The organism is Janthinobacterium sp. GMG1, assembly GCF_034427795.1.
Taxonomy (GTDB): Bacteria; Pseudomonadota; Gammaproteobacteria; order Burkholderiales; family Burkholderiaceae_D; genus Janthinobacterium.
The window spans coordinates 243819-270119 of record NZ_JAXQNT010000002.1 but is presented as its reverse complement, the minus strand read 5'-3'; the positions used below and the strand labels follow the sequence as shown (position 1 = coordinate 270119).

Below are 26301 nucleotides of genomic sequence, written 5' to 3'. Positions count from 1 at the left end.
TTATTTTTATAAGAGTGGAATCTACCCTAATACTAGGGCATGCGAGGCAGGAAAAGCAAGCACATTTCATCACAGCAAGAACATAATGGGATCCCGGCGAGCAGGCCGCACCGTGCGCATGCTCCCGCTTTCTTTTCGACCGAGCCATGTCCGATTCTACCTTCCTGATGTACCTGCTGGCACTGGCTGGCGCCTTTTTATTACCGGGTCCCGACATGGCGCTGGTGCTGGCGACGGGCGCCGCGCGCGGCGTGGCCACGGCGCTGGTGACGGCCGTGGGCATTGCCGGCGCGCGCGCCGTGCACGTCGCACTGTCGGGCGCGGGCCTGGCGGCATTGATGGTGACGCATCCGCAAGCCTTGCAGTGGGTCAAATGGGCGGGCGCCGCCTACCTGCTGTACCTGGCGCTGCGCCTGCTGCAGTCGGCCCTGTCGAGCAAAACGGCACAGGGAGCAGCTGCCCCCGCCACGGCGCATGGCGCCCGCGCCAGCCTGGTGCGCGGCTTCCTGACGAATCTGCTCAATCCGAAGGCACTGTTGTTTTGCAGCATGTTCCTGCCGCAATTCGTCGTCGGCAGCGAGCAGGTCGGCATGCAATACCTGCGCCTGGGTGCCGTGCTGGTGCTGGTGGGCCTGCTGTTCGATGCCCTGTACGCCGTGCTGGCCGCGCGCCTGGCGCGCCGCCTGCGTGGTAAACCCTCGCCTTACGGCAAGTTCGTGCTGCCCACCGTCTTCGTCTTGCTGGCCGGACGGCTGGTGCTGGGCTGACCTTCAGGCGGAAGCGTCGTGCCTTCGGCAAAGAAGGCGGGGTAATCGTGCAGCAGGCTGCGCTCCAAATCGTCGACCTTGCGAAATTGCCGCAGCGACGGTGCCATGGCACGCCCCGCATCCCAGCTGCGCCAGGCGTTCGGCGCATCGAATTGCGCCAGCAAGGCGTCGCCCAGGTCCTGGTACACGGCGGCCATATGCGGTTTTGCCTGCAGCACTTGCAAATACAGCGTGGTCGCTGCCGGCCACTGCCCCAGCTTGGCACGCAAATTTCCCTCGAACAAGGCCAATACGGGCTGCTCCAGCCCCGTTTGCTTCCTCAATTCCTGCACGGTAGCCAGCGCGGCCGCGATGCCCTCCTGGTCCTTGGCCAGCAGCCCCCGCGTCACATCGTGGATGGGTTCGCATTCCTGCATGGCCCGTATCTGCTGGGGCGACAGCTTGTCGACCAGTTCGCCCGTGGAAAAATGGTCTTCCAGCATGGTCAAGAAAGCCTCGAAGGGCTTTTCCGCGGCAAAGAGCTTTTCCGCTTCGGCCCGCAGCGCGAGATGTGCCTGGGGCGCCTGGGGTCCCAGCGGCGGCAAGCGCGCCGCCTGCGCCAGCACGCGCTCGAGCGGGGACGCATCGGCCTCCAGCGGACGGGGCCGGTAGGCGGCCAGGGAATATGTGGCGGGCGCATCCATGACAAGCCGGCTGATGCGGAAATGCCGCGTCACCGTGCCGCCCACCTCCTGGTAGTGCAAGGTGAAGTCGGCAGGATGGCGCTTGCCGCCGGCCAGCATCTTCAGCACCAGCGGGTGGCCACCCCAGGTGTAGCGCAGGTACTGGGCAAACGCCGTGGCCTCGTCACCGCTGACGGGGCTGCCTGCTATGCCCAGGCGCAGCAGAGGCTGTCCGTCGAGCGACCACAGCACGGCACCGTCGAGCACGTGCGGCGCCAGCGCATTGCGCCGCCTGGCCGCCGGCACGGACAGCGCTTGCTCTTCATACACGGGCGGCGTGACGTGAGCCTGCAAGCCGCCAGCCTGGAGCGCGCCGGCCATGCCCTGGCGGTGCGCGATCTCGATGCGGCGAAAGCCCGCCACGTCGAACAGCGAATAGTTATCGTAGGTGGATGCCGCCAGATCGATCAGGTGGCGGCGGCGCGTGGCAAAGTCGAGCACGGACAGGCTCTTGCCATCACGCACGCTCAGGTAATGAGGCCCCAGCACGACATCGCTTTCCTGCATAGCGCGCGCGGGCAAGCTGGTTTTCACGCCAGGCTGGTTGACGCGCTCGGTAGTCACCGTGACGTGGAAGGCGACGCTGGCCTGGGCCACGCTGGCGCCCAGGAAAAGGATGGCGGCCACGCTGGCGCGGCGCAAGACAGGAACAAGGGTCATGGAGATGATGCATTGGAGAAATACTGATTCTAAGGCAAATCCGGCGATCTCCTTGTTTTGCTGGCAAGCATAAAAAAAGACAGCCGCAGCTGTCTTTTCTGTTTTACCTCAACAACGATTACGACATGTGCTGGCCGCCGTTGATCGAGATGTTGGCGCCCGTGACGAACGCCGCTTCATCGGAAGCCAGGTAAGCCACCAGGCCGGCCACTTCTTCCGGCTTGCCCAGGCGCGCCATCGGAATTTGCGGGATGATTTTGCTGTCGAGCACTTCCTGCGGAATCGCCATGACCATCTTGGTGCCGATGTAGCCTGGCGAGATGGTGTTGACGGTGACGTTCTTGCGCGCCACTTCCAGCGCCAGCGACTTGGTGAAACCATGCATGCCGGCTTTCGCGGCCGAATAGTTGGTCTGGCCGAAGGCGCCCTTCTGGCCATTCACGGACGAGATATTGATGATGCGGCCCCAGCCGCGTTCCACCATGCCGTCGCAGACAGGCTTGGTCATGTTGAAGACGGAGTCGAGGTTGGTGCCCATCACGGCATCCCAGTTCGGCTTGTCCATCTTCTTGAACGTCATGTCGCGCGTGATGCCGGCGTTATTCACCAGCACGTCGACAGGACCGATGTCCTTTTCCACGGCAGCCACGCAGGCGGCCGCCGAATCGTAGTCGGCCACGTCGCACGGATATGCCTTGAAGTCATAGCCCATGTCCTTCGTCGTCGCCAGCCAGTCAGCGACCTTCGGATTGCCTGGGGAATATGTGGTCACCACGCGATAGCCGAGCGCGGCCAACTTGAAACACACCGCTTCGCCCAGACCACCCATGCCACCAGTTACCAATGCAACTCTTGCCATTTTCATCCCCTCAGTGTCGTTCTGTTGCTAAAAAGTTAATTATTTAAATAAAGCAGTCCAAAACCGCTGCATGACGGCGGCGTACCGCATCGCACCCAAGCGTAGCGAGCGGCGATGATTTGTGGCTAAGAAGCGCAACCGTGCTCTAGCACGGTGAGCATCGCAGGCCGCAAAGCGCGCCGCGCAGTAGCTTGGGTGCGGTGCAAGCTACTTAATCGCGTTCGATCGCGAGGGCAACGCCCATGCCGCCACCGATGCACAAGGCAGCCAGGCCTTTCTTGGCGTCGCGGCGGATCATTTCGTGGATCAGGGTGACCAGGATGCGCGCGCCGGAGGCGCCGATCGGGTGGCCGATGGCAATCGCGCCGCCGTTCACGTTGATCTTGCTGGTATCCCAGCCCATTTCCTTGTTGACGGCAATCGCTTGCGCGGCAAACGCTTCGTTGATTTCCATCAGGTCCAGCTCTTCATGCGTCCAGCCGGCTTTTTTCAGGCACAGACGCGATGCGGAGACGGGGCCCATGCCCATGACGGCCGGGTCCAGGCCCGACGATGCGTAGGCCTTGATGCGCGCCAGCGGCTTCAAGCCCAGTTCCTTCGCTTGCGAAGCCGACATCATGATCACGGCGGCGGCGCCATCGTTCAGGCCCGAGGCGTTGCCGGCGGTAACAGTACCGTCCTTGGCGAACGCGGGACGCAGGCCGGCCAGCGATTCCAGGGTCGAACCAGGCTTGATGTATTCATCGCTGTCGAAGACGACGGTGCCTTTTTTGTTGGCGATTTCCAGCGGCAGGATTTCATCCTTGAACTTGCCCGCCTTTTGCGCCGCTTCCGCCTTCAGTTGCGATTGCAGCGCGAACTCATCCTGCTCGGCGCGCGTCACTTCGTATTTCTTGGCGACGTTTTCCGCCGTGATGCCCATGTGATACTGGTTGTACACGTCCCACAGGCCGTCGACGATCATGGTGTCGATCATCTTGAAGTCGCCCATGCGGAAACCGTCGCGCGAGCCGTTCATCGCGTGCGGCGAAGCGCTCATGTTTTCCTGGCCGCCGGCGATGATGATGTTGGCGTCGCCGCACTTGATCGCTTGCGCCGCCAGGTGCGTGGCCTTCAGGCCGCTGCCGCATACCTTGTTGATGGTAAATGCCGGGATGGAGCTAGGCAGGCCAGCCTTGATGACGGCCTGGCGCGCGGCGTTCTGGCCGACGGCGGCCGTCAGTACCTGGCCCAGGATCGCTTCGCCGATCAGGTTCGGGTCGATGCCGGTTTGTGCCAGCAAGCCCTTGATTACATGCGCGCCCAATTCGGACGCAGGAATCTTGGCCAGACTGCCACCGAATTTGCCGACTGCGGTACGGCCGGCGGCCACGATTACGACATCATCCATTTATTTCTCCGATAAGCAGGCCACGAGGGCCAAGGTCAAGGTGTTAATACAATCCAATGAGAATCCGGGAAGACACAGCAAGCTGTGTTTCATTCTAGCGCGGCATGCGCCGCAGTTCCAGCGCCGCACCGCAGGCGGCGGCGATGACAGCCTGCTTGCGGTGGCGGCGGGCGGCCTGGCGCGGCGGATAGCCGCTGCCGGGCCGCAACACGCTCAGGCCTGGCGAGCAGGACGCGTATTTTTATTTTTATCATACCCTTCATCGGCGCCGCCGAAAGTGGTTTTTAGAAAATTATTGAAGGGAATAATCAGGGGCACGGGCGTTTGCTTTACCACCTGCAACAGCTCGTCAATTTTTTGACGCGATGCAGCAAACTCACCCTTTGTCACAGTATCGAATTTCTCCTGGGTTTCCTGAGCAACATCCTTTGCCTGACGGTTATATGCACCGATGCGTTCGATGGCCAGTTGCGACTGCGTGCGCGACAGTTGCAGCAGCGCTTGCGTATCCTTCGCGGACAGCAGCTGATTGCCCGCTACCGTAGCGGCCGCCAGCGCCGCGCGGGCCGCATCGAGCTGCAATTCCAGGACGCTGGCGCCGCTGTCGACGGCGGCCTGGGCATACGCTTGCGCGCTGATCAATTGTGCTTCCACCACGGCCTTGCCGGCCAGTGCCCATTGCTCGGAAAATGAAAACATAGTGTTCCTCCCCAAAGAGTAGGCAGCGCCATGTTGCGCCGCACAGTGCTCAACTGTAAGCGGTGGTTCATTGCTGAACCTTGATATTTATCAAGCTTTGCTGTTGGTTTGTTTCCAATTCAACGTTGATCAGGACAACAACTTGATACCGTCGAGCGAGGCCGCGCACTGCTCGCGTATCACGCCGACGAAATCGCGCACATACGCCTTGTCCTGCAGGTGGTCCGGCACGGACACGTACAAATCGCTCCACAAGCCGTGCTCGCCCACAGGGCGCGCCACCACATAATCGTAATCGACGTAATTCTTGATGGCCCAGTTCGGCAAGGCGGCAATGCCGCGCCGGCTCGCCACCAGCTGCAGCACGGCGACCGTCAATTCGGCCGTGCGACGTTCAAACTGGATGCCGGCGGGCCGCAGCACTTCGCGGATCAGGTCGATGCGTTCTTCCGGCACCGGATAGGTAATCAGGGTCTCGCCCGTAAAGTCGGCCGCCACCAGCCGGCGCTGCGCCTGCAGCCGGTGCTTCTGCGCCATCACCACCAGCATTTCAAAGCGGAACAGGGGAAACACGGTGAAATCGGGGCCATACGGCGAACCGATCACGAGGTCCGCCTCGCCCGAACGCAGCAAGTCCGCCGGTTCGCTGTGAAAGCCGGAGACAAGATCGATCTCCACTTCCGGCCAGCGCTGGCGGAACGCATCCATCACGGGCATGAGCCAATCGAAACAGGTATGGCATTCGAGCGCCACGCGCAACTGCCCCTTGTCGCCCTGCGACAGGCGCGCCACGTCGCGCTCGGCCAGCTCGATCTCGGGCAGCAGCTTGTCGGCCAGCTCCAGCAACCGGCTGCCCGTGGCCGTAAACGCGATCGGCATCGACTTGCGCTCGAACAGGGGCGCCTTGTAGCGCTCTTCGAGCAAACGGATCTGGTGCGACAGGGCCGACTGGGTCAGGTTGAGCAGCTGCGCGGCGCGCACCAGGCTGCCGGACGAACGCAGGGCACTCAAGGTGCGCAGGTGACGGATTTCTAGCATCGGGGAAATGGATTCTGTGCGTGAATTATTTTCATGTTATTCGGTAAAATGTTTCGTTTTGATTATAGATCAAGTTGCCGCACACTCTAGCGCATTCACATTAAATCTCGATGACATCATGACCGTGCACACCCATATCCTTGGCTTTCCCCGTATCGGCGCCGCGCGCGAGCTGACATTGGCGCTGGAAAGCCACTGGCGCGGCGAGCTGTCCGAGGCAGCGCTGGAAGCGACGGGCCAGCAACTACGCGCGCGCCACTGGGCATTGCAAAGGGACGCCGGGCTCGATTACGTCACCGTGGGCGACTTCGCCTTGTATGACCAGGTCGCCAACCATATCCAGCTGCTGGGCTGCGAACCGGCGCGTTTCAACTTCACGCCGGAGCAATCGCCCCTGGCGCGCTATTTCACGATGGCGCGCGGTGAAGCAACGTATGCGGAGCATGCGGACTGCGGCCACGCGCACCATGGCAACGCTGCCGGCACTGCCGCGCTGGAAATGACCAAGTGGTTCGACACCAATTACCATTACCTGGTGCCCGAATTGTCGCCGCAGACCCGATTTTCTCTCGCTGGCGAGCGCCTGCTGGCGGAAGTGGCCGAAGCGCAGGCGCTCGGTCACCAGGTCAAGGCGGCCCTGATCGGCCCCCTCACCTTCCTCTGGCTGGGCAAGGAAAAGACGCCGGACGAGTCAGGCTTCGACCGTCTGGCCCTGCTGGAACAATTGCTGCCCGTCTACGGCGCCCTGCTCGACCGCCTGAAACAGCAAGGCGTGGCATGGGTGCAGCTCGACGAGCCGATCCTGGGCCTGGACTTGCCTGGTGCCTGGCGCAGTGCCTTCGAAAGCGCCTACTGGCAGCTGAACCAGGTGGGTATAAATATCCTGCTGGCCACGTATTTCTCGCCGCTGGAAGAAAACCTCAGCCTGACGTGCCGCCTGCCCGTGGCCGGCCTGCATGTGGACGGCATCCGCGCGCCGCATGAATTGATCAGCGTGACGGATTGGCTGCCCGCGCATAAAGTCTTGTCGGTCGGTATCGTCGACGGGCGCAATATCTGTCGCACCGACCTCGACGCTGCCCTGGCCGTGCTGCAGCCGCTGGCGGCCAAACGCAACGGCCACCTGTGGCTGGCGCCGTCGTGCTCCCTGCTGCACGTGCCGTTCAGCCTGGCGGCCGAGACGGAGCTCGATGGTGACATCCAGAGCTGGCTGGCGTTCGCCACGGAAAAACTGTCCGAAATCGCCGTCCTCAAGGGCGCGCTCGCAGGCCGTCCCGATGACGCCGCGCTGGCCGCATTGGCCACTTCCCGCCTCGCTATCACCGGTCGCCGCGCCAGCCATAAGCGGGGCGAACTTGGATCCGCCGAGTATGAAGCACAGATGCGCGCCGAAATCGCCCACGCTGTGGGACGCCAGGAAGCGCTGGGCCTGGACGTGCTCGTGCATGGCGAGGCGGAACGCAACGACATGGTCGACTACTTTGGCGAGCAACTGGACGGTTTTATCTTCACGCGCCACGGCTGGGTGCAATCGTACGGCTCGCGCTGTGTGAAACCGCCCGTCATTTACGGCGACGTGCAGCGCCCGGCCGCCATGACGGTGGCCTGGACGGTGCACGCGCAAAGCCTGACCAATAAACCGATGAAGGGCATGCTGACGGGCCCGGTGACGATCTTGCAATGGTCGTTCGTGCGCGACGACCAGCCGCGCGCCGCCACGGCGCTGCAGCTGGCCCTGGCCATCCGCGATGAAGTCCAGGATCTGGAAACGGCTGGCATCGGCATCATCCAGATCGACGAGCCGGCCATGCGCGAAGGCTTGCCGCTGCGCCGCGGCCAGTGGGACGCCTACCTGGACTGGGCCACGCGCGCCTTCCGCATCGCCGTCATTCCACCAGCCCAGTTATGGGTCAACCCGGACTGCGGCCTGAAGACGCGGGGCTGGGCGGAAACGGAGGCGGCTTTAAAGAATATGGTCGCGGCGGCGCGGCAGATGCGCGCAGCTTGATCCAGGACAGCGCCGTCAGGGCGCATTCTCGGCTGCTTTCAGGGCGGCGCCCCGGTTTTCCGGGGCGCCGTCCGTTTTTTTTGACATGAAGTAGGTGTTGCCCTGCGGAATAGCACGCGCCAGGCCCCTGATGCTGATTTTTTTGCAGTAGAATGCAAGAAATTTACTGCTCCCATTGTTGCCGTACGGAACATCTGGCCTGCCGCAGTTTCACTTTGATAAATGTTTATGTCCAAAAGCCCGTCGCAGAAGCCTATCGAAATCAAGATTTCCACCGTCGTTGCTGTCTCCGCCATTCTGCATAGCGCCGATACGCAGGCACTCGATGCCGCCTTGCGCGACATGACGGGAGGCGTGGCCGACTTTTTCGAGGACGACCTGGCCGTGCTGGACGTGGCGGCCTTGCCGCCCGGCAGCGTGCCCATCGACTGGGCCGCCCTCGTGGCCTTGCTGAAAAAATACCGTTTGAATGCCGTGGCCGTGCGCAATGCGCCGGCCGACATGCATGACGCCATCCTGGCGCAAGGCTTGAGCCTTGACAGCGGCAAGACGCGCGACGATGCGCCGCCCAAGGATGGTCCCAAGGATACGCCCACTGCCGCCGCCCAGTCCGGCGCCGACGCCCAGGTGATGGTGATCGACACCCCCGTGCGGGCCGGCCAGCGCATTTATGCGCGCGGCTGCGACCTGATCATCACCGCCGTCGTCAACAATGGCGCCGAAATCATCGCCGATGGCAGCATCCACGTATATTCCTCGCTGTACGGTCGCGCGCTGGCCGGCGCCTCGGGCAATGCCCAGGCCCGCATCTTCGCGCTGGCCATGGAACCGGAACTGGTCTCGATCGCCGGCGTGTACCGCACGTTCGAGGATGGTTTCCCCGCAGAAATGGCGCGCGGACCCGCGCAAATTCGTTTGGCTGGCGACAGAATCGATATACACTCTGTCAATCCGGTCACTCCCGTGAACCGCTCTTAAGCTGCACAATTCAAGAGATATCTGAAAAGGATTATTTGTGGCAAGAATTATTGTTGTGACGTCCGGCAAGGGCGGTGTCGGCAAGACGACCTCTAGCGCCAGTTTTTCCACTGGCCTGGCCATGCGCGGCCACAAGACAGCCGTGCTCGACTTCGACGTGGGCCTGCGTAACCTCGACCTGATCATGGGTTGCGAACGCCGCGTCGTCTACGACCTGATCAATGTGATCAACAAAGAGGCCACGCTGAACCAGGCCTTGATCAAGGACAAGCACTGCGACAACCTGTTCATCCTGCCCGCCTCGCAAACGCGCGACAAGGATGCCTTGTCGGAAGAAGGCGTGGAACGCGTGTTGAATGACCTGATCAACATGGGTTTCGAGTTCATCATCTGCGATTCGCCGGCCGGCATCGAGCATGGCGCGCTGATGGCGCTGACTTTCGCCGACGAAGCCATCATCGTCACCAACCCGGAAGTGTCGTCGGTGCGCGATTCGGACCGCATCCTCGGCATCCTGCAAGCCAAGTCGCGCCGCGCGCAGACGGGCGGCGAGCCCGTCAAGGAACATTTGCTGATCACCCGCTACTCGCCGAAACGCGTGGAATCGGATGAAATGCTGTCCTATCAGGACGTGCAGGAAATCCTGCGCATCCCGCTGGTGGGCATCATTCCGGAATCGGAGCAAGTGCTGGCTGCCTCGAACCAGGGCAATCCGGCCATCCACTTCACGGGCACGGACGTGGCGCAAGCCTATGAAGACGTGGTCTCGCGTTTCCTCGGCGAAGATGTCGAGTTGCGCTTTACCAACTATGAAAAGCCTGGATTACTCCAGCGCATTTTTGGGGCGAAGTGATATGGCCTTGCTTTCTTTCCTGTTCCCCCCCAAGCCGAAGACGGCCACCGCGGCCAAGGAACGCCTGCAGATCATCATCGCCCGCGAACGCAGCGGACGCGATGGTCCGGACTTCCTGCCCGCCCTGCACAAGGAATTGATCGCCGTCATTTCCAAGTACACCAAGGTGAATGCCGACGACATCAAGATCTCGCTGGACCGCCAGGGCAACCTGGAGGTGCTCGACGTCAATGTGGTGCTGCCGGACGCGTAAGCGTTAATCCGGCCTGACCGTGAGCAATTCCTGCGCCACCGCGGCGCAGGCGTTCACGTGCTGGTTGCCGATCTGGCGAAACACGGCGTAGCCAATGGCTGCCGCCACCGCCTGGCCGGCGAACGGCACGAAGCGCGCCACCTGCTTGGTGGCAATCTTGACGCCACTGCGCTTGAGCAGGTGGAGGATCAGTTCGCGCGACACCAGCTTTCCCACCAGCATGCCACCCATGCCCACCGCCGCGCGGTAGGCCATCATCTTGAACTGCGGGTTCAACCGCTCGATCTGCTCGGGCGTGAGACCGAATTCGTGGTTGATATCATTGATCAGCATGGAAAACAGGCCCACGTCGGACATCAGGTCGATGCCGGGAATGGGGATGGCCGAGGCGCCCGCCGACATCATGGCACGCCGCTGCACCAGGCGCCGGCAACGCTCGCGCACTTGCTCGATGTCCGCATGGTTGCCCGGTATCAGGGTCCAATCGGTAGTACTCTTGTCTGGCATGGCCGTTTCTCCGCGAGTAAGGGTAGATGAACAAGTGTAACGTAAAGGCCTGCGCTGCCGATTTCACTGGACACAGTTGCAATCTCTGTTATATTTCACTTGAGCATTCCTTAACATTACGATAAGCAGAGCGGACCGTCTGTTTGTTGCTACACACTCCAGCCCATTATGCGAATTGCCGTACTCGATAGCGACCATAGCCAGGCAGAACTGATCTGCCAGGTGCTCACCGCCGCCGGCCACGCTTGCCACGAGTTTCAGAGTGGCAAGGAAATGCTGGGGCAACTGCGCAAGGACAGTTGCGACATGCTCATCCTCGACTGGCATGTGAGCGATCTGGACGGTGCCGAAGTCTTGCGCCGTGCCCGGGAAAAACTGGCACCCAAGGCACCCGTGTTGTTTATGACCAACAGTTCCGGCGAAGACGACGTGGTGGCGGGCATGACGGCCGGCGCCGACGACTACATGATCAAGCCCCTGCGCCGCAGCGAACTGACCTTGCGTACCCAGGCGCTGCTGCGCGTGGCCTACCCGGCCCAGAATGGCGCCGAGTACTTGCAATTCGGTCATTACACGTTTGAAACCCGCCCCGGCCGCCTGTTGCGCGATGGCGAAGTACTGGACGTGACGCACAAGGAATTCGCCCTGGCGCTGCTGTTTTTCCGCAATCTGGGCCGTCCCCTGTCGCGCGCCTACATCCACGAAGCCGTGTGGCAACGCGATACGGCCCTGCCCTCGCGCACCATGGATACCCACGTCTCGCGCGTGCGCAACAAGCTGCAGCTGAAACCGGAACACGGCTACCGCCTGGTGCCCGTCTACAGCTACGGTTATCGCCTGGAAAAACTGGGGGGCTGAACGGCGGCAAACGGCTGACCTGCTCAAAGCGCGGGCACAAAGCGCTATAATGTCGGCATAAGTCATCCCAACAGCCCTGAAATGCAACTGCTCGCCGTCGGCCTCAACCATACCACCGCCCCAGTGTCGCTCCGCGAACAGCTGGCGTTTGCGCCTGAGCACTTGGGTTCGGCGGTGATGGCGGCGCGCACCTGGTTCCAGCGCATCGACTTGCGCGACAACGACGAAGCGGCCATCCTGTCGACCTGCAACCGCACCGAGCTGTATGCGGCCAGCCACGTGCCCAATCCGCTCGACGCGGGCGCGCATTTCCTGGCCGACTATCACAAGCTCAACTACAGCGAGCTGCGCCCCCACTTATATATGCTGCCGCAGCACGATGCCGTGCGCCACACCTTCCGCGTCGCCTCCGGGCTCGATTCGATGGTGCTGGGCGAAACGCAGATACTGGGGCAGATCAAAGACGCCATCCGCACGGCCGACGAGGCAGGCGGGCTGGGCACGTATCTGCACCAGTTGTTCCAGCGCAGCTTTTCCGTCGCCAAGGAAGTGCGCAGCAGCACGGAAATCGGCGCCCACAGCGTGTCCATGGCGGCGGCCGCCGTGCGCCTGTCGCAACGCATCTTCGACAAGATCGCCGAGCAGAACGTGCTGTTCATCGGCGCCGGCGAAATGATCGAATTGTGCGCCACGCACTTCGCGGCGCAAAACCCGAAAAGCATCACCATTGCCAACCGCACCATGGAACGGGGCGAGGAACTGGCGCACCGCTTCAACGGCAAGGCCATCCGCCTGGCCGACCTGCCGGAGCAGCTGCACCAGTTCGACATCGTCATCTCGTGCACGGCATCGTCCTTGCCGTTGCTGGGCCTGGGCCTGGTCGAGCGCGCCATCAAGGCACGCCGCCACAAGCCCATGTTCATGGTGGACCTGGCCGTGCCGCGCGACATCGAAGCGGAAGTAGGGCGTTTGAACGACGTCTTCCTGTACACGGTCGACGACCTGGGCAAGGTCGTGCAGACGGGCCTGGAAAGCCGGCAAGCAGCCGTGGCGCAAGCTGAAGCCATCATCGAGACGCGCGTGCAATCGTTCATGAGCTGGGTCGATGACCGCGCCATGGTGCCCGTCATCCAGCATTTGCATGAAAACAGCGAAGCGCTGCGCCTGCTGGAAGTGGAACGGGCGCGCAAGATGCTGGCCAAGGGCGCCGACATCGACGCCGTCCTGGAAGCGCTGTCGAAAGGCTTGACGGCCAAGTTCCTGCACGGCCCGCAGCAGGCGCTGCACCACGCGCAAGGCGACGAGCGCAAGCAGCTGGTCACCCTGCTGCCGAAACTGTTCCGCCCCCGCCGTTAGCGCAGCCCCGCTGGCCGCCCGCGCGGCCGCCCCCTGCCCGCCTGCCGGGCGTGCCGGACCCGCACCATCCCTACACTCTTTTACCGCGAATCGCTATGAAACCATCCATGCTGGCCAAACTCGATCAACTGGCGAACCGCCTGGTCGAACTCGACGAACTGCTGATGCACCCGGACGCCACGTCGAACATGGACAGCTACCGCAAGATGACGCGCGAGCATGCCGAACTGGGCCCGCTGGTGGCGCTGTACCATTCCTACCAGGAAGCGGGCAACGATATTACGACAGCGCAAGAGATGTTGTCCGACCCGGACATGAAGGAATTTGCCCAGGAAGAAATCGAGACGGCCAAGGCCACCATGACGCGGCTGGAACGCGAATTGCAAACCATGCTGCTGCCGAAGGATGTCAACGACGAGCGCAATATCTTCCTGGAAATTCGCGCGGGCACGGGCGGCGATGAATCGGCCCTGTTCGCCGGTGATTTATTACGCATGTACACGCGCTTTGCCGAGCGCAACCGCTGGCAGGTGGAACTCGTGTCGGCGTCCGACTCCGATCTGGGCGGCTACCGCGAAGTGATCGTGCGCGTGGTGGGCAATGGCGCGTATTCGAAACTGAAATTCGAGTCGGGCGGCCACCGCGTGCAGCGTGTGCCGGCCACGGAAACGCAGGGTCGCATCCACACCTCCGCCTGCACGGTGGCCGTGATGCCGGAAGCGGACGAGGTGGAAGACGTCAACATCAACCCGGCCGACCTGCGCATCGACACCTACCGCGCCTCGGGCGCCGGTGGACAGCACATCAACAAGACGGATTCCGCCGTGCGCATCACCCACTTGCCAACCGGCATCGTGGTCGAATGCCAGGATGACCGCAGCCAGCACAAGAACAAGGCGCAGGCGATGAAAGTGCTGGCCGCGCGCATCAAGGACGTGCAGCTGCGCGAACAGCAATCGAAGGAAGCGGCCACGCGCAAGAGCCTGATCGGCTCGGGCGACCGCAGCGAGCGCATCCGCACGTATAATTTCCCGCAAGGCCGGCTGACGGATCACCGCATCAATCTGACGTTATATAAGCTGGACTTCATCATGGATGGGGATTTGACGGACTTGACGAATGCGCTGGCGGCTGAACACCAGGCAGAGCTGTTAGCCGCGCTGGGCGATTAAAAAGCGTCCATGGCGGCGTTGCGTCTTGCCCTGAACACTTTTTGAAGCGCCCAGCCAGATCAAGGGTTTAAGTAGCGGCTAAGCAATAAAAATCCAGCCTTGTGCGAAAATGACCAGCTCGATTCCATCCACCTCACCGTGTCGCCCATGAAAAATTCACGCACCGTCCTCCTGTTGATCGCCGCCCTGTGTTTCCTGATGCTGGGTGTGGCCATGTATTTGCAGCATGCCATGAACATGGCGCCGTGCCCGCTGTGCGTGATCCAGCGCTACCTGTTCCTCGCCATCGGCATCGCCTGCCTGGCCGGCGCGGCGGCCAACCGTCCGAAAATCGGCGCCGGCATCGGTGTGTTGGCGGCCCTGGGCGGCCTGGGCGTGGGCGCCAAGCATTTGTATGTGCTGGCCAACCCCGGCTTCTCCTGCGGCATCGACCCGGTGGAAACGGCGCTGAACAAGGTCTTCACGGCCGAACTCATGCCCTTCATGTTTGAATCGTACGGCGCCTGCGAAAACGCCGGCGAGCCCTTCCTCGGCCTGTCGATTCCCCAATGGGCATTCGCCTGGTTCGCCATCTTCGCCATCGCCATGCTGTGGACCTTGCTGCGTCGCAAACAATAGCCATTTATCTATGCCAGAAACACTGATCCCCGCCGGCAGCACTGTCGGCGCCCTGCAAATCCGACCCCTGCTCGATCCGCTCGACAACCGCATCCTGCTGGGCCACGCGCTGGGCCTGTCGCGCGTGAGCCTGATTACGCAATCGGAGCGTGTACTCACTCCCGTTGAAGCAGAACGTTTATCAGGCTTGCTGGCGCGCCGCCTGCAGGGCGAGCCGATCGCCTACATCGTTGGCCAGCGCGAATTTTTCGGCCTGCCGTTCGAAGTCAACGACGCCGTACTGATCCCCCGCCCCGACACGGAAGTGCTGGTGGAACTGGCGCTCGAGCGCCTGCCGCCCGGCGGAAGGGTGCTCGACATGGGCACGGGCAGCGGCGCCATCGCCGTCGCCCTGGCGCATACGCGGCCCGATGCCGTCGTCACGGCCCTGGACGTGAGCAGCACGGCGCTGGCCGTGGCGCGCCGCAACGCCAGCGCCAACGGCGTCAACATCACCTTCATGGCCAGCGACTGGTTCGAAGCGCTGGGCACGGAAAAGTTCGACCTGATCGTCTCGAATCCCCCCTACATCGCCAGCGGCGACCGCCACCTGGCCGAAGGCGATTTGCGCTTCGAGCCGGCGGGCGCGCTGACCGACCATGCGGATGGCCTGTCGGCCCTGCGCACCATCGTCTCCGGCGCCGCGCGCCACCTGGCGTCCAGCGCCTGGCTGCTGATGGAACACGGCTATGACCAGGCGGCCCAGGTGCGCGAACTGCTGGCCGCGGCCGGCTACAGCAAAGTGCAAAGCTGGCGCGACCTGGCCGGCATCGAAAGAGTCAGCGGCGCCCGCCTGGGCTGACCCATCCACGTGCGCGGGACTTGATCCGGCAACGCGCCAGATCCCCCGCAGTTTGTTAAAATATCAAGCGAATTCCTGACCGAAGCGCCGCCCCCCTTGTGCGGGGCGGACGCTGGCGACGCGGCGTTTTTTGGGCCGGCGCCGACGCATTTGCCAAAATTCGGTTAATCTCAGCACAAATTATTTATATGCTGCACAAGAAAGGAAGCTCAAATTGCCCAACCTGTTGACTCGCCGCCTGGCATTGCTGACTGAAGATGCCAACCGCGCGCTGCTGGGCGGCTTGCGCGGCATCGAGCGTGAAACCCTGCGCGTCGACCACGCCGGCCATCTGGCTTCCACGCCCCACCCCGCCGCCCTGGGCTCGGCGCTGACGCACCCTGAAATCACCACCGACTACGCCGAAGCGCTGCTCGAATTCATCACGCCGGCAGAAACCGACATCGGCGTCACGCTCGACAAGCTCGACACCGTGCACCGCCACGCCTACAGCCGCCTCGGCAACGAGTTGCTGTGGAGCCAGTCGATGCCATGCCAGCTGCCGCCCGAAGCGGAAATCGAGATCGCCAACTACGGCAGCTCCAACATGGGCATGCTCAAGCACGTCTACCGGCGCGGCCTGGCCTTGCGCTACGGCAAAGCCATGCAATGCATCGCCGGCATCCATTACAACTATTCGCTCGACGAACAGCTGTGGCAAGTGCTGGCCAGCAACCCGGACACCAGCGCCAGCCCGACCCACGCGGCCGCCACGCCGAAAGACGTGCAGTCGGAAAGCTACCTGGCAACGATCCGCAATTTCCGCCGCTACAGCTGGCTGTTGATGTACCTGTTCGGCGCTTCGCCGGCCCTGTCCGCCGGTTTCCTGCGCGGCCGCGCGCACAAGCTCGACACCCTGTCCGACGACACCTTGTTCCTGCCCTACGCCACCAGCCTGCGCATGAGCGACCTCGGTTACCAGAACGATGCCCAGTCCGGCCTGCGCCCGCACGAAAACAGCCTGGAAGACTACGTCAACGCGCTCACGCATGCCGTCAACGACCCGTATCCGCCGTATGCGGCGCTGGGCACAAAGAAGGATGGCGAGTGGATTCAATTGTCCACCAACGTGCTGCAGATCGAGAATGAGTACTATTCGACCATCCGCCCGAAACGCGTGATCCGCACGGGCGAGCGCCCGATCCAGGCCCTGTGCCTGCGCGGCGTGCAATACATCGAAGTGCGCTGCATGGATGTCGACCCGTTCGAACCGGTCGGCATCAGCCTGGAAACGGGCCGCTTCCTTGACGCGTTTTTGCTGTTCTGCGCGCTCGACGACAGCGCTCCCATCTCGGCCGAGCAAAGCGCCTGCTACACGAACAATTTCGCCCGCACCGTCAAGGAAGGCCGCAAGCCGGGCCTCACCCTGCGCCGCGATGGCGAAGAGATCACCCTGCAGGCCTGGGGCGAGGAATTGCTGGCGCGCATCGCGCCCGTGGCAGCCTTGCTCGATGCGCGCATTGGCGGCACGCAGCATGCGGACAGCCTGGCGGCACAAGCCATCAAGCTGGCCGACCCGGATGCGACGCCGTCGGCGAAGGTATTGGCCGAGCTGCGCGCCAATGGCGGCTCGTTCGCCGCCTTCGGCCTGCGCCAGAGCGAACGCCACGCCGCCTACTTCCGCGCGCATCCGGCGACGCAGGAACAAAGCACGTATTTCGACGCGATGGCCGCCAGCTCGCTGGCCGAGCAGCGCGCCATGGAAGCGGCGCCAGCCGGCAGCTTCGACGATTTCGTCGCCGCCTACCGCGCCAGCACCCTGTGTTCGCACACCTGAGCCTGACCTTGCGCAAAGCGCCCCCATGCTGACCTTCTACAATGAATTGCACAGCCAGCACCGGGGCCGCTTCGAAATGTTTCGCGGCACCCTGGTGCCCTGCTTCGAGACGCCGGAGCGGGCCGACATGGTGGTGGCCGAGCTGGGACGGCGCAACCTGGGCCGCATCGTCACGCCGCACGGCGTGCCGCTGACCTCGCTGGAGCGCATCCACACGCCGCGTTACCTGCATTTCCTGCGCCACGCCTGGCACGACTGGCTGGCGCTCGATCCCGACAACGCGGGCAAGGACGCCTTGCCATCCGTCTGGCCCGTGCGCACCTTGCGCAGCGACATCGAACCGGACGACTTCACGGCCAAGCTGGGGCTGTATTCGATGGACAATGGCACGCCGCTGACGGCCGGCACGTGGACGGCAGCCAAGACGGGCGCCGACTGCGCCGTCAACGCGGCGCACGCGTTGCGCCTGGGCGAGCGGGCCACGTTCGCCCTGACGCGCCCGCCGGGCCACCATGCGGGCAGCGATTTCTTTGGCGGCTACTGTTTTCTGAACAACGCGGCCCTGGCCGCACAGCATCTGCTCGACGACGGCGCCCGCAAGGTCGCCATCCTCGATATCGACTACCACCACGGCAACGGCACGCAAAGCATCTTTTACCAGCGCGACGACGTGCTGTTCGCCTCCGTGCATGCCGACCCGCGCAGCGAATATCCGTTTTACCTGGGCCATGCCGATGAAACGGGCAGCGGCGCGGGGCTCGGCTACAACGTCAACTTGCCGCTGCCGGCCGGCAGCACCACGGCCAGCTGGTTCGCCGCGCTGGAAACGGCCTGCCTGCGCATCAATATGTATGCGCCCGATGCGCTGGTGGTCTCGCTCGGCGTGGATACTTTCGCCGGCGACCCGCTGTCGCACTTCGCCCTGCAAAGCGGCGACTACCTGCGCGTGGGCGAACGCCTCGCGCATCTGAACCTGCCCACCGCCTTCATCCTCGAAGGGGGCTATGCGGTGAAGGAAATCGGCATCAATGTCGTCAATGTGCTCGAAGGTTTCGAGACGGCTGACTAAGCCGGCCTACATATTCCGGAACAAGGCCATGAACGGCTGGCTCACGGCCAGGGTTTCCGGCCGCGTTTTCAGGCGCAAGGCGCCGCGCCCCACCTCGTCGCGCGTGACCGACGCCACCATCTTCATGTTGACGATGGTGGAGCGGTGGATCTGCTTGAAGATGGCCGGATCGAGCACATCGAGCAGTTCGCGGATCGGCTTGCGCAGCAGCGCCTCGCCCTCGGCCGTCATGACGGCCGTGTACTTGGTGTCGGACTGAAAATAGGCGATGTCTTCCACCATGATCAGGCGCGTATCCTTGCCGCTGCTGGCCGTCAGCCACACCAGCGGCGGCGACTTGGCCGCCGCCGGCAAGGCGCTGCTCAATTGCTGCAGCAGGCCGGCCAGCGCGCCGTCGCCGGCCTGGCTCTTGCCGGCCCGTGCCTGCACGCGCTGCAAGGTCGCCTGCAGGCGCTCGCGGGCTATCGGCTTCAATAAATAATCGACGGCGCCGTTATCGAAGGCATCGATCGCGTACTGGTCATAGGCAGTGACGAACACCACCTGCGTGGCGGGACTCGCTTCGAGCGCGCCGGCCGCCACTTCCAGCCCCGTCAAGCCCGGCATGCGAATGTCGAGGAAGGCGATGTCGGGGCGCAGGGTGGCGATGGCCTCGAGCGCCGCGCCGCCGTCGTCGCAGGCGGCGACGATGCGCAAGTAGGGCCACTCTTCGGCCAGCAGGGCCACCAGCGCATCGCGCAGCAGGGCTTCGTCTTCGGCGATGACGCAAGTCATCTCGGGCTTATGCATAGGAAACTCCTTGCGCCGTACTGTCCGGCACCGTGATGGTGGCCGTCACGCCATCGGGGAAATTGGCGACAATGGCAAACGCGGCGGCATTGCCGTAGGTCAGGCGCAGGCGTTCGCGCACATTGCGCAGGCCTATGCCCGTGCCGGCGCCGTCGTCGCTGAACCCCTTGCCGTCGTCGGCCACCGTGACGATCACCGTGCCATTGCCGCTGCGCGCCATGATCCAGATGGTGCCGCCGCCGCTTTTCGGCTCCAGGCCATGCTTGATGGCGTTTTCCACCAGGGTTTGCAGCATCATCGGCGGCAGCTCCGCCTGGCGCAGGTATTGCGGTACCTCAATCTGCAAGTTCAGGCGGCCGCCCATGCGGATTTTCAAAATATCGAGGTAGGCGCGCGCCCGTTCCAGCTCCGTGCCCAGGGTCGACATGGCTTGCTCCGTGCGCGGCAGCGAGTGGCGCAAATACAGGATCAGATTACCGAGCATCTCGTCGGCACGCACGGGGTCGCTGCGCGTGAGCAACTGCGCGCTGGCCAGGGTGTTGTACAGGAAGTGCGGCTCGACCTGCGCGTGCAGCAGGCTCAGCTTGGCCACAGTGAGTTCCTTTTCCGTCACCGTCTGGCGCGCCTCGGCCTGCTCGCCGCGGCGGCGCTGCGCCACGCGGCGCGTCATCGCCCGCGTCACCGCTTCCGCGTTTTCCAGGTTGCTGCCATGGTCGACGAGAAACCAGTCGGTCCAGGCGTTGCGCGCCGGCTCGCAGATCAGGGTCACGCTGCCCGCTTCGCCATTCGGCGTGACGGTGGCGAGGATCTGGTTCGGCCGCGGCTCGAGGAAGCCCAGCAGGCGCATGCGGGGCAAGCCCGTGTGCGTGTAGGGCGCGGCGCGGCGCACTCTAGCCTGCACCTGCAGGCTGTCGCGCGCGCTTTCGACCACTTCGCTGCCCGGCAGTTCGCGGATGGCCGCGTCGATCATGTCGAAGGCCTCGCCCGCCTCGAACGGAATCTCGATCTGGCGCCGCTGGCGGCTCGACAGGGTGCTGGCATTGACGGCGCCGGCGATCAGCCGCACGCGCCGCACATGGGAAAACGCATTCGTGATGACGGCGCTGGCCAGCAGCGCGCCAACGATGACAAAAAATCCTTCCGTCTGCCCGAAGATATAGCGCAAGAAATTCTCGACCAGAATCGCCATGGCGATGATGTAGGTGACCATCGTGGCCAGGGTGATGCGCAGGATAAAGAAGAGGCTAGTCATGATTTTTCCTTGGGGGGTGAAGTGGGGCCAAGCATAACTATCGGCGCCAGCGGCGGTGGCCATTATGCGATGGAAGGGCAATACTGGCGACAAAGGCATCAAAATAAAGCATCAATATGCGCCACATCGAAATAAAATCGCTTGCAATTAAATAGTACACGATATATATTGAGCACATGGACGCCGGCAAGTGCTTCTGCAGACGGGCATCCTGGGGCAACAGCCCACGAAACAAGTAGTACACTATTTAGTAGTCAACTATCTAATCAACTCAAGGAAAACCATCATGTCGATCAAACAAGTCCTGTACCGCGCTCAAGCTACCGCCACCGGAGGCCGCGAAGGCCGTGCCGTGTCGTCCGACAATGTGCTGGACGTCAAGCTGACCACGCCAAAAGAACTGGGCGGCAATGGCGCCGTTGGCACCAATCCGGAACAACTGTTCGCCGCCGGCTACTCGGCCTGCTTCATCGGCGCCATGAAATTCGTCGGCGGCCGCGACAAGATCGCCGTGCCGGCGGACCTGTCGATCGAAGGCAACGTCGGCATCGGCGCCATCGACACGGGTTTCGGCATCGAAGTGGAACTGAAAATCTCGCTGCCAGGCATGGAACGCGCCGCCGCCGAAGCGCTGGTCGCCGCCGCCCACATCGTCTGCCCGTACTCGAACGCCACGCGCGGCAATATCGACGTTACCCTGACCATCGTATGATGGCACCTGACATAAGCTACTGCGCGTCGCGCTTTGCGGCCGGCGATGCTCACCGTGCTCCAGCACGGTTGCGCTTCTCGGCCACAAATCACTGCCGCTCGCTACGCTTCTGTCAGGCGCGGTAAGCCAGAGGTTTACACATCAAAAGCCACGCTGCCCGAAAGGCAGCGCGGTTTTTTTTCGTCTGCCGCTTTAAAATGGCGCTTTTCCCTGACAACCTGGAACAGCGATGATCGCCTGGCAATGGAATACCTTCGACGAACTCGGCCCCCACGATTTGTACCAGGTGCTGGCCTTGCGCCAGCGCGTGTTCGTCATCGAACAGCAGTGTATTTACCCGGACCTCGACGGCCATGACCAGCAAGCCATGCATTTGCTGGGCTGGCAAACGGTCGACGGCCAGCGCCGGCTGGCCGCCTACCTGCGCGTGCTGGCGCCCGGCGCCAAGTATGTGGAGATGTCGCTGGGCCGCGTGCTGACGGCGCCCGAGGCGCGCACCACGGGGGCCGGCAAGCATCTGCTGGCGGAAGGGATCGCGCGCGCCGAACGCCAGCACCCCGGCCACGCCATCCGCATCGGCGCCCAGCACTACCTGGAGCGCTTCTACCAGTCGTTCGGCTTTGTCACCGTCAGCGCACCGTACGACGAAGACGGCATACAGCACGTCGACATGCTGCGCGCGGTGCAGCCGGGAGCGGCGGCATGACGACGGCCCTGATTTCCTGGAGCGGCGGCAAGGATTCCTGCCTGGCCCTGTGGCGCGCGCGCAACGCCGGCATCAGCGTGCCGCTGTTGATCACGGCCATGGATGAAGATGGCCGCAAGTCGCGCTCGCACGGCGTGCCGCCCGAGCTGCTTGAGGCGCAGGCGACCAGCCTGGGGGCGCGCCTGCAGCGCTATCACGCCAGCTGGGCCAGCTACGAGGAACAATTCGTCGCCATGCTGCGCGCGGCGAAAGACGCGGGCATCGCCCACGCCATCTTCGGCGACATCGACTTGCAGCCGCACCGCGACTGGGAAGAAAAAGTCTGCGCCGTCGCCGGCCTGACGGCGCACCTGCCCCTGTGGGGCGAAGCACGGCGCGCGCTGGTCGATGAATTTCTCGCCGCCGGCTTCAAGGCCATCGTCGTCTGCATCAATGGCCAGCACTTGCCACGCGCATTTTGCGGGCGCGAGTTCGACGCCGCCTTTTTGGCCGACCTGCCGCCCGGCGTCGACGCCTGCGGCGAAAACGGCGAATTCCACACCTTCGTCTACGACGGCCCCGCCTTCAGCGCACCGGTGGCGCTGCGCCGCATGCAGGTGCTGCAATATGACGCGCCAGCCAATCTGGGCGGCGCCACGTACTACTTCCAGGAACTGGCGCCCGCCTGAATCCGCTGCAAAAGCAAAAAGGGCGACTCCATGGAGTCGCCCTTTATCCGTGCACCTTGCGCGTGCTTACTTTTTATCTACTTTACGCAGCGTGATGTCGAACACGAGGCCGGCGTAAGGCGGGATCACCACCGCACCCGTCGAGTCACGGGTGCCGCCAACGCCATAGCCCAGGTCATACGGAATGAGCAGGCGGCGCGTGCCACCCTCTTGCATGCCGACCAGGCCACGGTCCCAGCCCAGAATCATTTTGCCGATGCCGAGGATAAACGTAAAACTTTTGGGAGGGAGTGTCGCATCGAACTGCGCGCCTTTGCCGTCCGGCTTGCTCGCGTCATACAGCCAGCCCGTGTAGACCACCGTCAAGGTATCGCCCGCGGCGGCAACCGTGCCGGTGCCTTTCACCAGGTCAGGAAAGACGAATTCTTTGACTTGCGTGTTCGGGTCAAGCACGACCGGCTTCTCGGTGTTGGCAGCGGCGCCGCAAGCGGTCAGGGCCACGGCGCAAGCGAGGGTGGCGATCATTTGAAATACCGATTTCATGGTTTCCCTTTAAATATTGGTGTGTGGCTAAGCCCGTACGGTGCGGACCGGTACGGGCTGGAGTTTAACAGGACTCGCGTAGCCCATTTGTAAGCAGACGTAAGCAGGGCAATAAATGTGTCTCGATGCAACGTTGACACAATATCTATATTTCCACCTGCGTGCCCAGTTCGATCACCCGGTTACTCGGAATCTGATAGTAGTCGGCCGCCGTGCGCGCATTGCGCGACATGGTGACGAACAGGTGCTCGCGCCACGGCATCATGCCGGCGCCGGGCGTCGAGATGATGGTCTGGCGCGCGATGAAGAACGACGTCTCCATCATCTCGAAATCGAGTCCCTGCTGCGCGCATTGCGCCAGCGCGGACGGGATGTCCGGCTCATCCTTGAAGCCGTAATGCACATTCACCTGGTAGCACTGGTGGCCCAGATCCACCACGCGCACGCGCTCCGATGGCGCCACCCACGGCTCTTCATGCATGAAGACGGTGAGGAAGATCACCCGTTCATGCAACACCTTGTTGTGCAGCAAGTTATGCAGCAGCGCATGCGGCACGCCATCCGTTTCGCCGCGCAGGAAGATGGCCGTGCCCGGTACGCGCAGCGGCGGCGCGATGAACAGCGACGAGAGGAAATCGTCGAGCGGAATCGCATGCTTTTCCAGATTCTGGAACACCAGTTGGCGGCCCCGCTTCCAGGTCAGCATGACGATGAACAAAATCGAGCCCAGCAGCAGCGGGAACCAGCCGCCATGGAACAGTTTCAGGGCAGTCGCCGATACCAGGTTGACATCGATGATCAGGAAAAAGCCCGTGGCGGCCCAGCACAGGGCCAGGTTCATCTTCCAGCGGTAGCGGATGACGAAGAAGGTCAGGATGGTGGTCGACAGCATCGTGGCCGTGACGGCGATGCCGTAGGCGGCGGCCAGGTTTTCCGAGGAACCGAAGCCGATGACGGCCAGCAACACCACGGCCAGTTGCAGCCAGTTCACGGCAGGGATGTAAATCTGCCCGATTTCGCTTTCCGACGTGTGGCGCACGCGCATGCGCGGCAAGAAGCCCAGCGCGATCGCTTGCTTGGTCATCGAGAAGGTGCCGGAAATGGTGGCCTGCGAGGCAATCACGGTGGCCATGGTCGACAGGATCACCAGCGGATACACGCTCCACGCGCCCAGCTGCTGATAAAACGGATTCGAGACGGCTTCCGGATGGGCCAGCAGCAAGCCGCCCTGGCCCAGGTAGTTCAGCGCCAGCGCGGGAAAGGCGATCAGGAACCAGGCCAGGCGGATCGGCTTCTTGCCGAAGTGGCCCATATCGGCGTACAGCGCCTCGGCGCCCGTCAGCGCCAGCACCACGGCGCCCAGGGCAACGAAGGCGACAAAACCGTTATTCATCAGGAAAGTGGCCGCGTGCAGGGGATTGAGCGCGGCCAGGATGGCCGGCGACTTGATGATGTTGACCACGCCCATGCCCGCCAGCGCGGCAAACCACAGCACCATGATGGGGGCAAAATAGCGGCCGATGCCGGCCGTGCCATGCGACTGCACCGAGTACAGCGCCACCAGCACCACCATCGTCAGCGGCACCACATACGGACTGAAGGCGGGCGTGGCCACTTCCAGGCCTTCGATCGCCGACAGCACGGAAATGGCCGGCGTGATCACACTGTCGCCATAGAACAGGGTGGCGCCGAAGACGCCGATCACCATCAGCGGGAAATGCCAGCGCGACAGGCGGCTGACGGACGACAGCACCAGCGCCATCAGGGCCATGATGCCGCCCTCGCCACGGTTGTCGGCGCGCAACACCAGTGTCACGTACTTGAGCGAGACGATCAGGGTCAGGCCCCAGAAAATCAGCGAAACGATGCCCAGCAGGTTTTCATGCGAGAGCAGCAGGCCATGGGCGGGGTCGAAGACCGTTTTGAGGGTGTACAGCGGACTGGTGCCGATATCGCCGTAAACGATGCCCACGGCCGCCAGCGTCATGCCGGCAAGGCCGCTTTTTTTATGTTCCGACGTCAAGGTTGCACCCGTTTTTGTTTTGTTGCATCGCACAATATGATAGGTATTAGCAAATAGCAAGAGTATTTTTGCATGGTTCCGCAGCTGCCCCAAAGTCGTGGTTTTGTGCCGCTCCGCCTTGCTGCGCGGGCTTGCGGCCATTGATTTGTTGCCATTCTACGCCTCGCCAGCGGCGCCGGGCAGCCCCCGATGTTTTCAGCCATAATGACAGACTGTCTACTCTCCAGCGAAGCCCATCATGAATCCAGGCATGTTGTACGCCTCCCTCGCCTTCCTGTGCTGGGGCCTGTTCCCCCTGTACTTCCACGCCATCGGCGAGATTGCACCACAGGAAATCCTGGCGCACCGCATGGTCTGGTCGCTATTGTTCCTCGGCGTCGTGCTGACCGTGCGCCGGCAGTGGAGCTGGCTGGGCAGCCTGAAAGCGCAGCCCAGGGTGGTGGCCAGCTTCGTCGCCAGTGCGTTTTTACTCTCCGCCAACTGGTTCATCTATATCTGGGCCGTCAACAACGGCCACGTGGTCGACGCCAGCCTCGGCTACTTCATTACGCCCCTGATCAACGTCATGCTGGGCTTTTTGCTGCTGCACGAACGCCTGCGCCGCCTGCAGTGGCTGGCCATCGGCCTGGCCGCCTGCGGCGTGGCCTGGCTCACGTGGCAGGCGGGGCAAGTGCCCTGGATCGCCCTGCTGCTGGCGGCCACCTTCGGCGGCTATGGCTTGCTGCGCAAGACGGCCGCGCTGGGCGCGCTGGAAGGCCTGTCGTTCGAAACATTGATTTTATTTCCCCTGGCGCTGGCCTACATGCTGTGGCTGGGCTGGCATGGCCAGAGCGGCTTCGTCAATACAGATTCCACCGCCACGCGCGCGCTGCTGCTGGCGTCCGGCCCCATCACGGCCATTCCCCTGCTGCTGTTTGCCGCCGGCGCGCGCCGCCTGCCGCTGGCCGTGCTGGGATTGTTGCAATACATCGCCCCCACGGGCCAGTTACTGATCGGCGTGTGGGTCTTCCACGAATCGTTCACGCCCGAGCGCATGCTGGGCTTCCTCGTCATCTGGACGGCGCTGGGCCTGTACGCGGCTGAAGGGCTGTGGAGCAGCCGCCGCGCGCGGCTGGCTGCGTAATCCGGTTTTACCCGCCCCGGC

General features: G+C 63.0%; 26 protein-coding genes. 16 read left to right on the top strand and 10 right to left on the bottom strand.

Features of this window, described 5'->3' with window-relative positions:
• The first annotated feature begins 146 nt into the window (after positions 1-146).
• Complete coding sequence (locus SJI03_RS06215) at positions 147-767, top strand: LysE family translocator (protein WP_322426574.1); 621 nt, start codon at positions 147-149, stop codon at positions 765-767.
• Here the strand turns inward: SJI03_RS06215 and SJI03_RS06210 are convergent.
• The 5 genes from SJI03_RS06210 to SJI03_RS06190 form a co-directional block, all read right to left on the bottom strand.
• On the bottom strand, positions 704-2149 hold the full coding sequence (locus SJI03_RS06210) for a hypothetical protein (RefSeq protein WP_322426573.1): 1446 nt from the start codon (positions 2147-2149) through the stop codon (positions 704-706). The genes SJI03_RS06215 and SJI03_RS06210 overlap by 64 nt on opposite strands.
• A 118-nt stretch (positions 2150-2267) precedes the next feature.
• Positions 2268-3008, bottom strand: coding sequence for an acetoacetyl-CoA reductase (gene phbB / locus SJI03_RS06205; RefSeq protein WP_099377910.1), 741 nt, complete (start codon positions 3006-3008; stop codon positions 2268-2270).
• Positions 3009-3219: 211 nt separating this feature from the next.
• On the bottom strand, positions 3220-4398 hold the full coding sequence (locus SJI03_RS06200; protein ID WP_034783723.1) for an acetyl-CoA C-acetyltransferase: 1179 nt from the start codon (positions 4396-4398) through the stop codon (positions 3220-3222).
• Positions 4399-4611: 213 nt separating this feature from the next.
• Positions 4612-5097: a phasin family protein gene (locus SJI03_RS06195; protein WP_099377772.1), complete on the bottom strand. Its 486-nt coding sequence runs from the start codon at positions 5095-5097 to the stop codon at positions 4612-4614.
• Positions 5098-5226: 129 nt separating this feature from the next.
• Positions 5227-6135, bottom strand: coding sequence for a LysR family transcriptional regulator (locus SJI03_RS06190; protein ID WP_099377771.1), 909 nt, complete (start codon positions 6133-6135; stop codon positions 5227-5229).
• Between the two features lie 118 nt (positions 6136-6253).
• On the opposite strand from SJI03_RS06190, the gene SJI03_RS06185 reads away from it, so the two are divergent.
• The 4 genes from SJI03_RS06185 (at position 6254) to minE (ending at position 10227) form a co-directional block, all read left to right on the top strand.
• Complete coding sequence (locus tag SJI03_RS06185) at positions 6254-8143, top strand: 5-methyltetrahydropteroyltriglutamate--homocysteine S-methyltransferase (RefSeq protein WP_322426572.1); 1890 nt, start codon at positions 6254-6256, stop codon at positions 8141-8143.
• A gap of 228 nt (positions 8144-8371) precedes the next feature.
• Positions 8372-9121, top strand: a complete 750-nt coding sequence (gene minC / locus SJI03_RS06180; RefSeq protein WP_035828495.1) for a septum site-determining protein MinC — start codon at positions 8372-8374, stop codon at positions 9119-9121.
• 37 nt (positions 9122-9158) lie between these two features.
• Positions 9159-9974, top strand: a complete 816-nt coding sequence (gene minD, locus SJI03_RS06175; protein WP_034783730.1) for a septum site-determining protein MinD — start codon at positions 9159-9161, stop codon at positions 9972-9974.
• Position 9975: 1 nt separating this feature from the next.
• Positions 9976-10227 carry a cell division topological specificity factor MinE gene (minE, locus tag SJI03_RS06170; protein WP_034752886.1) on the top strand — a complete coding sequence of 84 codons (252 nt, stop codon included), beginning with the start codon at positions 9976-9978 and terminating at the stop codon, positions 10225-10227.
• 3 nt (positions 10228-10230) lie between these two features.
• Here the strand turns inward: minE and SJI03_RS06165 are convergent, their stop codons facing one another.
• A complete protein-coding gene (locus SJI03_RS06165) occupies positions 10231-10734 on the bottom strand; it encodes a hypothetical protein (protein WP_099377769.1) in 504 nt (167 codons plus the stop codon).
• Positions 10735-10902: 168 nt separating this feature from the next.
• Between SJI03_RS06165 and SJI03_RS06160 the strand changes: the two genes are divergently transcribed.
• The 7 genes from SJI03_RS06160 (at position 10903) to SJI03_RS06130 (ending at position 18464) form a co-directional block, all read left to right on the top strand.
• Positions 10903-11592, top strand: a complete 690-nt coding sequence (locus tag SJI03_RS06160) for a response regulator transcription factor (RefSeq protein ID WP_046681910.1) — start codon at positions 10903-10905, stop codon at positions 11590-11592.
• A gap of 81 nt (positions 11593-11673) precedes the next feature.
• On the top strand, positions 11674-12948 hold the full coding sequence (hemA, locus tag SJI03_RS06155) for a glutamyl-tRNA reductase (RefSeq protein ID WP_099377768.1): 1275 nt from the start codon (positions 11674-11676) through the stop codon (positions 12946-12948).
• A gap of 95 nt (positions 12949-13043) precedes the next feature.
• A complete protein-coding gene (gene prfA / locus SJI03_RS06150; RefSeq protein ID WP_099377767.1) occupies positions 13044-14120 on the top strand; it encodes a peptide chain release factor 1 in 1077 nt (358 codons plus the stop codon).
• 147 nt (positions 14121-14267) lie between these two features.
• The gene (locus tag SJI03_RS06145; RefSeq protein ID WP_322426571.1) at positions 14268-14738 is read left to right on the top strand and encodes a disulfide bond formation protein B; all 471 of its coding nucleotides are present in this window, start codon (positions 14268-14270) and stop codon (positions 14736-14738) included.
• Positions 14739-14748: 10 nt separating this feature from the next.
• Positions 14749-15579 (top strand): peptide chain release factor N(5)-glutamine methyltransferase, encoded by an 831-nt coding sequence (gene prmC, locus SJI03_RS06140; protein ID WP_322426570.1) that lies wholly within the window; start codon positions 14749-14751, stop codon positions 15577-15579.
• A gap of 214 nt (positions 15580-15793) precedes the next feature.
• Positions 15794-17395, top strand: coding sequence for a glutamate--cysteine ligase (gene gshA / locus SJI03_RS06135; protein ID WP_322426569.1), 1602 nt, complete (start codon positions 15794-15796; stop codon positions 17393-17395).
• A 25-nt stretch (positions 17396-17420) separates the two neighbouring features.
• Complete coding sequence (locus tag SJI03_RS06130; protein ID WP_099377764.1) at positions 17421-18464, top strand: histone deacetylase family protein; 1044 nt, start codon at positions 17421-17423, stop codon at positions 18462-18464.
• Positions 18465-18470: 6 nt separating this feature from the next.
• Here the strand turns inward: SJI03_RS06130 and SJI03_RS06125 are convergent, their stop codons facing one another.
• On the bottom strand, positions 18471-19253 hold the full coding sequence (locus SJI03_RS06125; protein WP_322426568.1) for a LytTR family DNA-binding domain-containing protein: 783 nt from the start codon (positions 19251-19253) through the stop codon (positions 18471-18473).
• A complete protein-coding gene (locus tag SJI03_RS06120; protein ID WP_099377762.1) occupies positions 19246-20505 on the bottom strand; it encodes a histidine kinase in 1260 nt (419 codons plus the stop codon). The genes SJI03_RS06125 and SJI03_RS06120 overlap by 8 nt, the downstream gene beginning before the upstream one ends.
• A 286-nt stretch (positions 20506-20791) precedes the next feature.
• On the opposite strand from SJI03_RS06120, the gene SJI03_RS06115 reads away from it, so the two are divergent.
• The 3 genes from SJI03_RS06115 to SJI03_RS06105 all read left to right on the top strand — a co-directional run bounded on the left by SJI03_RS06115 (position 20792) and on the right by SJI03_RS06105 (position 22591).
• Entirely contained in the window at positions 20792-21217 is a 426-nt protein-coding gene (locus SJI03_RS06115) for an organic hydroperoxide resistance protein (protein ID WP_099377761.1), read from the top strand.
• A 229-nt stretch (positions 21218-21446) separates the two neighbouring features.
• Complete coding sequence (locus SJI03_RS06110; protein WP_322426567.1) at positions 21447-21923, top strand: GNAT family N-acetyltransferase; 477 nt, start codon at positions 21447-21449, stop codon at positions 21921-21923.
• Positions 21920-22591, top strand: coding sequence for a diphthine--ammonia ligase (locus SJI03_RS06105; protein ID WP_322426566.1), 672 nt, complete (start codon positions 21920-21922; stop codon positions 22589-22591). Before SJI03_RS06110 ends, SJI03_RS06105 begins: the two co-directional genes overlap by 4 nt.
• Positions 22592-22657: 66 nt before the next feature.
• Here the strand turns inward: SJI03_RS06105 and SJI03_RS06100 are convergent, their stop codons facing one another.
• Entirely contained in the window at positions 22658-23134 is a 477-nt protein-coding gene (locus SJI03_RS06100; RefSeq protein ID WP_099377758.1) for an FKBP-type peptidyl-prolyl cis-trans isomerase, read from the bottom strand.
• A gap of 145 nt (positions 23135-23279) precedes the next feature.
• Positions 23280-25157, bottom strand: coding sequence for a potassium transporter Kup (locus tag SJI03_RS06095; protein WP_099377757.1), 1878 nt, complete (start codon positions 25155-25157; stop codon positions 23280-23282).
• Between the two features lie 238 nt (positions 25158-25395).
• On the opposite strand from SJI03_RS06095, the gene rarD reads away from it, so the two are divergent.
• Positions 25396-26280, top strand: a complete 885-nt coding sequence (rarD, locus tag SJI03_RS06090) for an EamA family transporter RarD (protein ID WP_322426565.1) — start codon at positions 25396-25398, stop codon at positions 26278-26280.
• Positions 26281-26301 lie beyond the last annotated feature (21 nt).

Excerpts from the sequence above, each read along its gene's own strand:
- SJI03_RS06130 (WP_099377764.1), top strand. The coding sequence starts at position 17,421 with ATGCTGACCTTCTACAATGAATTGCACAGCCAGCACCGGGGCCGCTTC.
- prfA (WP_099377767.1), top strand. The coding sequence starts at position 13,044 with ATGAAACCATCCATGCTGGCCAAACTCGATCAACTGGCGAACCGCCTG.
- SJI03_RS06200 (WP_034783723.1), bottom strand. The coding sequence starts at position 4,398 with ATGGATGATGTCGTAATCGTGGCCGCCGGCCGTACCGCAGTCGGCAAA.
- SJI03_RS06190 (WP_099377771.1), bottom strand. The coding sequence starts at position 6,135 with ATGCTAGAAATCCGTCACCTGCGCACCTTGAGTGCCCTGCGTTCGTCC.
- SJI03_RS06120 (WP_099377762.1), bottom strand. The coding sequence starts at position 20,505 with ATGACTAGCCTCTTCTTTATCCTGCGCATCACCCTGGCCACGATGGTC.
- SJI03_RS06115 (WP_099377761.1), top strand. The coding sequence starts at position 20,792 with ATGTCGATCAAACAAGTCCTGTACCGCGCTCAAGCTACCGCCACCGGA.
- SJI03_RS06110 (WP_322426567.1), top strand. The coding sequence starts at position 21,447 with ATGATCGCCTGGCAATGGAATACCTTCGACGAACTCGGCCCCCACGAT.
- SJI03_RS06195 (WP_099377772.1), bottom strand. The coding sequence starts at position 5,097 with ATGTTTTCATTTTCCGAGCAATGGGCACTGGCCGGCAAGGCCGTGGTG.
- phbB (WP_099377910.1), bottom strand. The coding sequence starts at position 3,008 with ATGGCAAGAGTTGCATTGGTAACTGGTGGCATGGGTGGTCTGGGCGAA.
- SJI03_RS06145 (WP_322426571.1), top strand. The coding sequence starts at position 14,268 with ATGAAAAATTCACGCACCGTCCTCCTGTTGATCGCCGCCCTGTGTTTC.
- hemA (WP_099377768.1), top strand. The coding sequence starts at position 11,674 with ATGCAACTGCTCGCCGTCGGCCTCAACCATACCACCGCCCCAGTGTCG.
- SJI03_RS06185 (WP_322426572.1), top strand. The coding sequence starts at position 6,254 with ATGACCGTGCACACCCATATCCTTGGCTTTCCCCGTATCGGCGCCGCG.
- SJI03_RS06160 (WP_046681910.1), top strand. The coding sequence starts at position 10,903 with ATGCGAATTGCCGTACTCGATAGCGACCATAGCCAGGCAGAACTGATC.
- minE (WP_034752886.1), top strand. The coding sequence starts at position 9,976 with ATGGCCTTGCTTTCTTTCCTGTTCCCCCCCAAGCCGAAGACGGCCACC.
- prmC (WP_322426570.1), top strand. The coding sequence starts at position 14,749 with ATGCCAGAAACACTGATCCCCGCCGGCAGCACTGTCGGCGCCCTGCAA.
- SJI03_RS06105 (WP_322426566.1), top strand. The coding sequence starts at position 21,920 with ATGACGACGGCCCTGATTTCCTGGAGCGGCGGCAAGGATTCCTGCCTG.
- SJI03_RS06215 (WP_322426574.1), top strand. The coding sequence starts at position 147 with ATGTCCGATTCTACCTTCCTGATGTACCTGCTGGCACTGGCTGGCGCC.
- SJI03_RS06165 (WP_099377769.1), bottom strand. The coding sequence starts at position 10,734 with ATGCCAGACAAGAGTACTACCGATTGGACCCTGATACCGGGCAACCAT.
- minC (WP_035828495.1), top strand. The coding sequence starts at position 8,372 with ATGTCCAAAAGCCCGTCGCAGAAGCCTATCGAAATCAAGATTTCCACC.
- SJI03_RS06100 (WP_099377758.1), bottom strand. The coding sequence starts at position 23,134 with ATGAAATCGGTATTTCAAATGATCGCCACCCTCGCTTGCGCCGTGGCC.
- SJI03_RS06210 (WP_322426573.1), bottom strand. The coding sequence starts at position 2,149 with ATGACCCTTGTTCCTGTCTTGCGCCGCGCCAGCGTGGCCGCCATCCTT.
- SJI03_RS06125 (WP_322426568.1), bottom strand. The coding sequence starts at position 19,253 with ATGCATAAGCCCGAGATGACTTGCGTCATCGCCGAAGACGAAGCCCTG.
- rarD (WP_322426565.1), top strand. The coding sequence starts at position 25,396 with ATGAATCCAGGCATGTTGTACGCCTCCCTCGCCTTCCTGTGCTGGGGC.